This window comes from Vibrio sp. 10N.261.55.A7, from assembly GCF_002877365.1.
Lineage (GTDB): Bacteria > Pseudomonadota > Gammaproteobacteria > Enterobacterales > Vibrionaceae > Vibrio.
On record NZ_MCWZ01000326.1, the window covers coordinates 1 to 5,439 of the forward strand.

A 5,439-nucleotide genomic window follows, 5' to 3' on the forward strand; every position below is an offset into this window, starting at 1 on the left:
AGAGATACTTGGGCTGGCTAAGGCTAGACTCAGAAATATCGATAAGATAAAAAATGCCAGCATGAATATGCTGGCATTTTTAATTCAAAACTGGCGAACTAAACCATTCTAAGATTTAGGTTTGTGCGCATCAGATTTCTCTTTGCAGTCGCCGCTTGTGCATTTCCCGTAAAGGTAAAGGCTGTGGTTGGTGAGTTCAACATTGAACTTTTTAGCAATCTCTTTTTGACGCTCTTCAATTAGGTCATCTGCAAACTCGATCACGGTACCGCAATCTAGGCAAACAAGGTGGTCATGGTGCTGTTGAGTAGACAGTTCAAATACTGACTTACCACCTTCAAAATGGTGACGAGTAACGATACCAGCATCATCAAATTGGTTAAGGACACGATAAACGGTGGCTAGACCAATTTCTTCCCCTAGATCGATCAACTTTTTATACAAATCCTCAGCGCTGATATGTTGGCAAGCTGGTTGTTGTAATATCTCTAAAATCTTAAGCCTTGGAAGGGTAATTTTAAGACCAGCATTTTTTAGCGCTTGGTTGTTGTCTGACATATGCTTTCCTGTTGATGTTCTGCGGTCGTAACAGATTCCACTATTCTATTCATTATAGGGCAGTCGTACTCAACAATAAACCGTCAAGTTCAAAGGGTTATTATGATTCCATGATAAAGGTTGCAAATAATGAAAGTGAAGATGTCAGACCAGTAACTTTTATGTAACAATTTCAAGTCACTTATATTGGATGCTGAATTGAAATGGACTCTTTCTTATCTAAAATTTATAAACCGGGCATTGTTAAGCTTGCTTTGAATATTTGGCCCCCATTTTGGGGATCGGGAATCAAAATTGTATCTATCAGTGAAGATTTTAGAGAAGTCAGCATGAAACTCAAATTGAGGTGGTGGAATAAGAACGCCAATCGTACTCAATATGGAGGAAGCATATTTTCATTGACTGATCCTGTTTACTCGCTAATGTTGATGGGAATTCTTGGCGAGCGTTATTATGTATGGGATAAAGAGGCCAGTATCAATTTTATCAAACCCGGTACGAGTGATCTGTATGCTGATTTTGTCGTGTCGCAAGCTCAATTAGATTCAATCCTTGCCGCCACTCAAAATGGAGATAAGTGTTTCCCAGAATTTATAATTCATGTGAAAGATAAGAAAGGCGAGATCGTATCGGAAGTGCAAAGAACGTTATACGTCCGTAGAACACCCAAGTTTAGGCAAGATTGAGCGTCAATACTTATGACGAATTAGATAGTCGACAGCCATAAAAAAACCTCCTAAGTCGGAGGTTTTTTTGAAAATTTGAGCCTGATTAGTCAGCGAGTTCTGACAGGCACATTTCTTCATGGATCTGTTTGACCCAAGCGCTAACGCGTTCGTCTGTAAGCTCAGGCTGGCGATCTTCGTCGATACACAGACCTACGAATTGGCTTTCATCACCTTCGACCAATCCTTTTGAGGCTTCAAATTCATAACCTTCTGTTGAGGTATAGCCAAGGATCGTTCCGCCTTTTGCTTCGACAATGTCACGAACTGTGCCCATTGCATCACAGAAGTACTCTGCATAGTCTTCTTGGTCACCACAGCCGAAAATAGCGACTAATTTAGTAGAGAAATCAATGCCCTCTAACTCAGGGAAAAAGTCGTCCCAATCGCACTGTGCTTCACCGTAGTACCACGTAGGAATACCAAGAAGAAGCAGATCGAAGTTATCAATGTCTTCTTTGCTGCTTTTTGCAATGTCTTGAACGTGAACTAGTTGTTTACCTAGTTGCTTTTGAATCATCTTTGCAACAGCTTCTGTGTTGCCGGTGTCGCTACCAAAGAAGATACCTACACTTGCCATAGAGTCATTACCTTTCATATTGTCTGTGTCGGGGAATAAAGAAACCGGTTTTAGCCTAGCCCTGTCCCTTCCCAGCTAATTTGGATTATTCCTTTAGTGATAAATCCAGCACAACCGAGGAAAAGAACTAGCCATACAATACGACGCCCAAATGGTGGAACATTGCCCTGTTTGAGCACATCTTTAATCGCCATACCGATTAGGAAGAAGATAGATGCAAAAAGTAAGTCTAAACCAATAGACTCGAGCATATTCATATAGTCGTAGAGCATGATGTCCCTTTATGCCAATTTACTTGCGCGCACTATAGCATTGTTAAACGCTAAAGTTAATGCACATAAAATTATCAATACCTCAGTTCAAATAGATAATTGAACTATAGGTAGTTTCTTATCACCCGCAGTACCTCTTTTGGCTTTTCTGCGTGAAGCCAATGGCCGGTTTTTGCAATGATATGTGCTTTAGAATTAGGGAACTGCTGTTTGACTAAAGGCTGATGCTCTGCCAGTAAATAATCAGAGTCTGCCCCTTTGACGAAAAGGGTTGGTGTGAATACTGGCTCTAGTGTCGTCCATCCTAAAATTTCCCAGTAATTCTTTATTAAAGAATCAACATTGAAACGCCACTTCATACTATCTTCATCTCGATATAGAGATTTAGCAAGGAACTGCCTAACACCGTCTATTTGAATATAGTTAGCAAGGGTTTCTATTGCTTCGCGGCGACTGTTTGGTTTGACATCAATGACAGCCTGCAGTCCGTTTAGTACATTTTCATGTCGGTGAATTTTGTATTCAACTGGCGCCATATCGAGAATGATGAGCTTGTTTAGGCTTTCTGGGGATATTTCAGCGATCTTCATCGCCACTTTACCACCCATCGAGTGGCCGATTAACGTCACATGCGATAGCTCTAGGTGGTTAAGTAGTTGAACCACATCCATTGCCATGGACTGATAATCATGTGTGTTTGAGTGAAAAGATAATCCATGGTTTCTTAGGTCTACATTGAGTACCTGATGATCTTTTGCCAAATCTCGGCTAAGTATCCCTAAATTATCTAAGTTCCCGAACAGGCCATGAATTAAAACGAGGGTTTGCCCTGTGCCTTCGAGCTTGTAGTTAAGTAGTTGCGACATTTTTATCTTTTTCATGATGGGTTGACGTAGAGTATCGGTAAAGATCTCGCTATAATCCTGAAGAGTTTAAACATAGAGATTGTGAAAAGCGAATGAAAACAATAGAGGTTGATGAAGATCTATACCGTTATATTGCCAGTCAAACGGAACATATCGGTGAAAGTGCGTCGGATATTTTACGTCGTTTATTGAACGCAAGTGACGAGTCTACACCTGTTACTCAACAAAGTAAGAGAGCTGAAGCGAAAAGTATCGTAGTAAGTAAAGATGCTGGAAAAGCACCTGTTGTTGATAGTGTAAAAGAGATGCGCTCTTTACTGATCTCTGACGAGTTTGCTGGTCTCAAAAAGGCGATCGACCGCTTTATGCTGGTATTGTCGACGCTTCATAGAATTAATCCAGACAGTTTTTCTGAAGCCACTCAGGTTAAAGGTCGCAAGCGAGTGTATTTTGCTGATAATGAACAGACGTTATTAGCGAGTGGAACGACAACGAAACCAAAAGCCATTCCAAATACTCCGTTTTGGGTTATCACGAACAGCAACACCAGTCGAAAACGACAAATGACCGAGCAGCTGATGACGAGAATGAACTTTCCAGCTGACTTAATCGAAAAGGTTACGAATACCATTTAGAATTTTGATTAGAACCTCACAATATTACGCATGGTTAGCAATGTATTGTGAGGTTTTTTTATTGTTTTAAAACTACCTAAGAAAGGACGTCACCCAATGGCTATGCATCCAAGAGCGGGAACCAAAGCAATACAAGAAGATTTGCACAATATCCCAGCCCTCGTTTCTAATTATTTTTTACTTCAACCAGACGCTAAAAATGCTGAACATAAAGTGTTGTTTGGTACTTCAGGCCACCGCGGCTCTGCTGATAAATCGACATTTAATGAAAACCATATTCTTGCAATTTCACAAGCCGTTGCTGAAGTTAGAGCAAAAGCGGGCACTACTGGGCCACTTTACCTAGGCAAAGACACTCACGCACTTTCAGAACCTGCATTCCTGACTGCGATTGAAGTACTCATTGCAAATGGTGTTAAGGTGATTGTACAAGAAAATAATGGCTACACGCCTACACCAGGTGTGTCACACGCAATCTTGACTCATAACTTGAAGCATGACGCAAAAGCCGATGGTATTGTTATTACACCCTCTCACAATCCTCCACAAGATGGTGGAATTAAGTACAACCCGACACATGGTGGCCCGGCAGAAGCAGAGCTGACTCAAGCGATTGAAGACCGTGCTAATCAACTTATTGCTGAAGGCCTACAAGGTGTTAAACGACTACCAATTGGTGAAGCCAAAGTTTCAGAACTGTTTACCGAGCAAGACCTTGTTAAGCCGTACATTGACGATCTTGTTAACGTTGTGGATATGGAAGCGATTCAAAAATCTGGACTGAAAATTGGCGTTGATCCACTTGGTGGTTCGGGCATCGACTATTGGCGTCAGATTGGTACAGCGTATAATTTAGACCTTACATTAGTAAGCGAAGCGGTTGACCCATCGTTCCAATTCATGTCTTTAGATAAAGACGGTGTTGTTCGTATGGACTGTTCGTCACCTTATGCGATGGCGGGTTTACTGGCACTTAAAGACGATTATGATCTCGCTTTTGGTAACGATCCTGACTATGACCGTCATGGCATTGTGACTCCTAAAGGGTTGATGAACCCTAATCACTTCTTAGCCGTGTGTATTGATTATTTGTACCGAAACCGCGAAGGATGGGGTAAAGACGTTGCTGTTGGTAAGACATTAGTTTCTAGTGCGTTGATTGACCGTGTTGTTGCCGATTTAGGGCGCGAGTTATGTGAAGTGCCTGTTGGCTTCAAATGGTTTGTTGATGGCCTTTACAGTGGTCAATTTGGCTTTGGTGGAGAAGAAAGTGCTGGTGCATCGTTCTTGCGTAAAGATGGAACCCCTTGGTCAACCGATAAAGATGGCATCTTGCTTTGTCTTCTAGCGGCGGAAATAACGGCTGTAACTGGTAAAAACCCGCAAGACTACTATGAAGAATTAGCCGCGAAACACGGTGCTTCAAAGTACAATCGTATTCAAGCTGTCGCGAATGGACCACAAAAAGACATTCTTAAGAAGCTTTCTGAAGATATGGTTTCTGCCGACATGTTGGCGGGTGAGCCGATAACTGCTCGCCTAACTCATGCCCCAGGTAATGGCGCTGAGATTGGTGGATTGAAAGTAACGACGGAGAATGGTTGGTTTGCTGCTCGTCCATCGGGTACTGAAGATATTTATAAGATCTACTGTGAAAGCTTTAAAGGTGAAGAGCACCTTGCTCAGATTGAAGCGGAAGCGCAAGACATTGTAAATCAAGTCTTTGCTGATGCCGGTTTGTAAAGCGATGTGTTGACAAGAGGCGGCCTACCGGTCGCCTTTTTTGTATCCAAGTATCCAAGT

The 5,439-nt window shown here is 41.9% G+C and carries 7 protein-coding genes; 3 read left to right on the top strand and 4 right to left on the bottom strand.

Annotation, left to right across the window (positions count from 1 at the left end):
- Window positions 1–108: 108 nt before the first annotated feature.
- Window positions 109–558: a ferric iron uptake transcriptional regulator FcrX gene (fcrX, locus tag BCU12_RS20990; RefSeq protein WP_102406397.1), complete on the bottom strand. Its 450-nt coding sequence runs from the start codon at window positions 556–558 to the stop codon at window positions 109–111.
- A 203-nt stretch (window positions 559–761) separates the two neighbouring features.
- On the opposite strand from fcrX, the gene BCU12_RS20995 reads away from it, so the two are divergent.
- The gene (locus BCU12_RS20995) at window positions 762–1,244 is read left to right on the top strand and encodes a DUF4442 domain-containing protein (RefSeq protein ID WP_102406399.1); all 483 of its coding nucleotides are present in this window, start codon (window positions 762–764) and stop codon (window positions 1,242–1,244) included.
- Between the two features lie 85 nt (window positions 1,245–1,329).
- On the opposite strand, the gene fldA is transcribed toward BCU12_RS20995, so the two are convergent.
- The 3 genes from fldA to BCU12_RS21010 all read right to left on the bottom strand — a co-directional run bounded on the left by fldA (window position 1,330) and on the right by BCU12_RS21010 (window position 3,001).
- Window positions 1,330–1,863, bottom strand: coding sequence for a flavodoxin FldA (gene fldA / locus BCU12_RS21000; protein WP_102406401.1), 534 nt, complete (start codon window positions 1,861–1,863; stop codon window positions 1,330–1,332).
- Between the two features lie 50 nt (window positions 1,864–1,913).
- The gene (locus tag BCU12_RS21005; RefSeq protein WP_102406403.1) at window positions 1,914–2,135 is read right to left on the bottom strand and encodes a DUF2788 domain-containing protein; all 222 of its coding nucleotides are present in this window, start codon (window positions 2,133–2,135) and stop codon (window positions 1,914–1,916) included.
- Between the two features lie 104 nt (window positions 2,136–2,239).
- Window positions 2,240–3,001: an alpha/beta fold hydrolase gene (locus BCU12_RS21010; protein ID WP_102406405.1), complete on the bottom strand. Its 762-nt coding sequence runs from the start codon at window positions 2,999–3,001 to the stop codon at window positions 2,240–2,242.
- Window positions 3,002–3,093: 92 nt separating this feature from the next.
- Here BCU12_RS21010 and seqA point away from each other — a divergent pair, with 92 nt between their 5' ends.
- Both seqA and pgm read left to right on the top strand, forming a co-directional pair.
- Window positions 3,094–3,636 (top strand): replication initiation negative regulator SeqA, encoded by a 543-nt coding sequence (gene seqA, locus BCU12_RS21015; protein ID WP_102406407.1) that lies wholly within the window; start codon window positions 3,094–3,096, stop codon window positions 3,634–3,636.
- Window positions 3,637–3,732: 96 nt separating this feature from the next.
- Window positions 3,733–5,379, top strand: a complete 1,647-nt coding sequence (pgm, locus tag BCU12_RS21020; protein ID WP_102406409.1) for a phosphoglucomutase (alpha-D-glucose-1,6-bisphosphate-dependent) — start codon at window positions 3,733–3,735, stop codon at window positions 5,377–5,379.
- Window positions 5,380–5,439 lie beyond the last annotated feature (60 nt).

Bases quoted from the DNA above. Each gene is read 5' to 3' on its own strand.
- fcrX (WP_102406397.1), bottom strand. From the start codon at position 558: ATGTCAGACAACAACCAAGCGCTAAAAAATGCTGGTCTTAAAATTACC.
- BCU12_RS20995 (WP_102406399.1), top strand. From the start codon at position 762: ATGGACTCTTTCTTATCTAAAATTTATAAACCGGGCATTGTTAAGCTT.
- fldA (WP_102406401.1), bottom strand. From the start codon at position 1,863: ATGGCAAGTGTAGGTATCTTCTTTGGTAGCGACACCGGCAACACAGAA.
- BCU12_RS21005 (WP_102406403.1), bottom strand. From the start codon at position 2,135: ATGCTCTACGACTATATGAATATGCTCGAGTCTATTGGTTTAGACTTA.
- BCU12_RS21010 (WP_102406405.1), bottom strand. From the start codon at position 3,001: ATGTCGCAACTACTTAACTACAAGCTCGAAGGCACAGGGCAAACCCTC.
- seqA (WP_102406407.1), top strand. From the start codon at position 3,094: ATGAAAACAATAGAGGTTGATGAAGATCTATACCGTTATATTGCCAGT.
- pgm (WP_102406409.1), top strand. From the start codon at position 3,733: ATGGCTATGCATCCAAGAGCGGGAACCAAAGCAATACAAGAAGATTTG.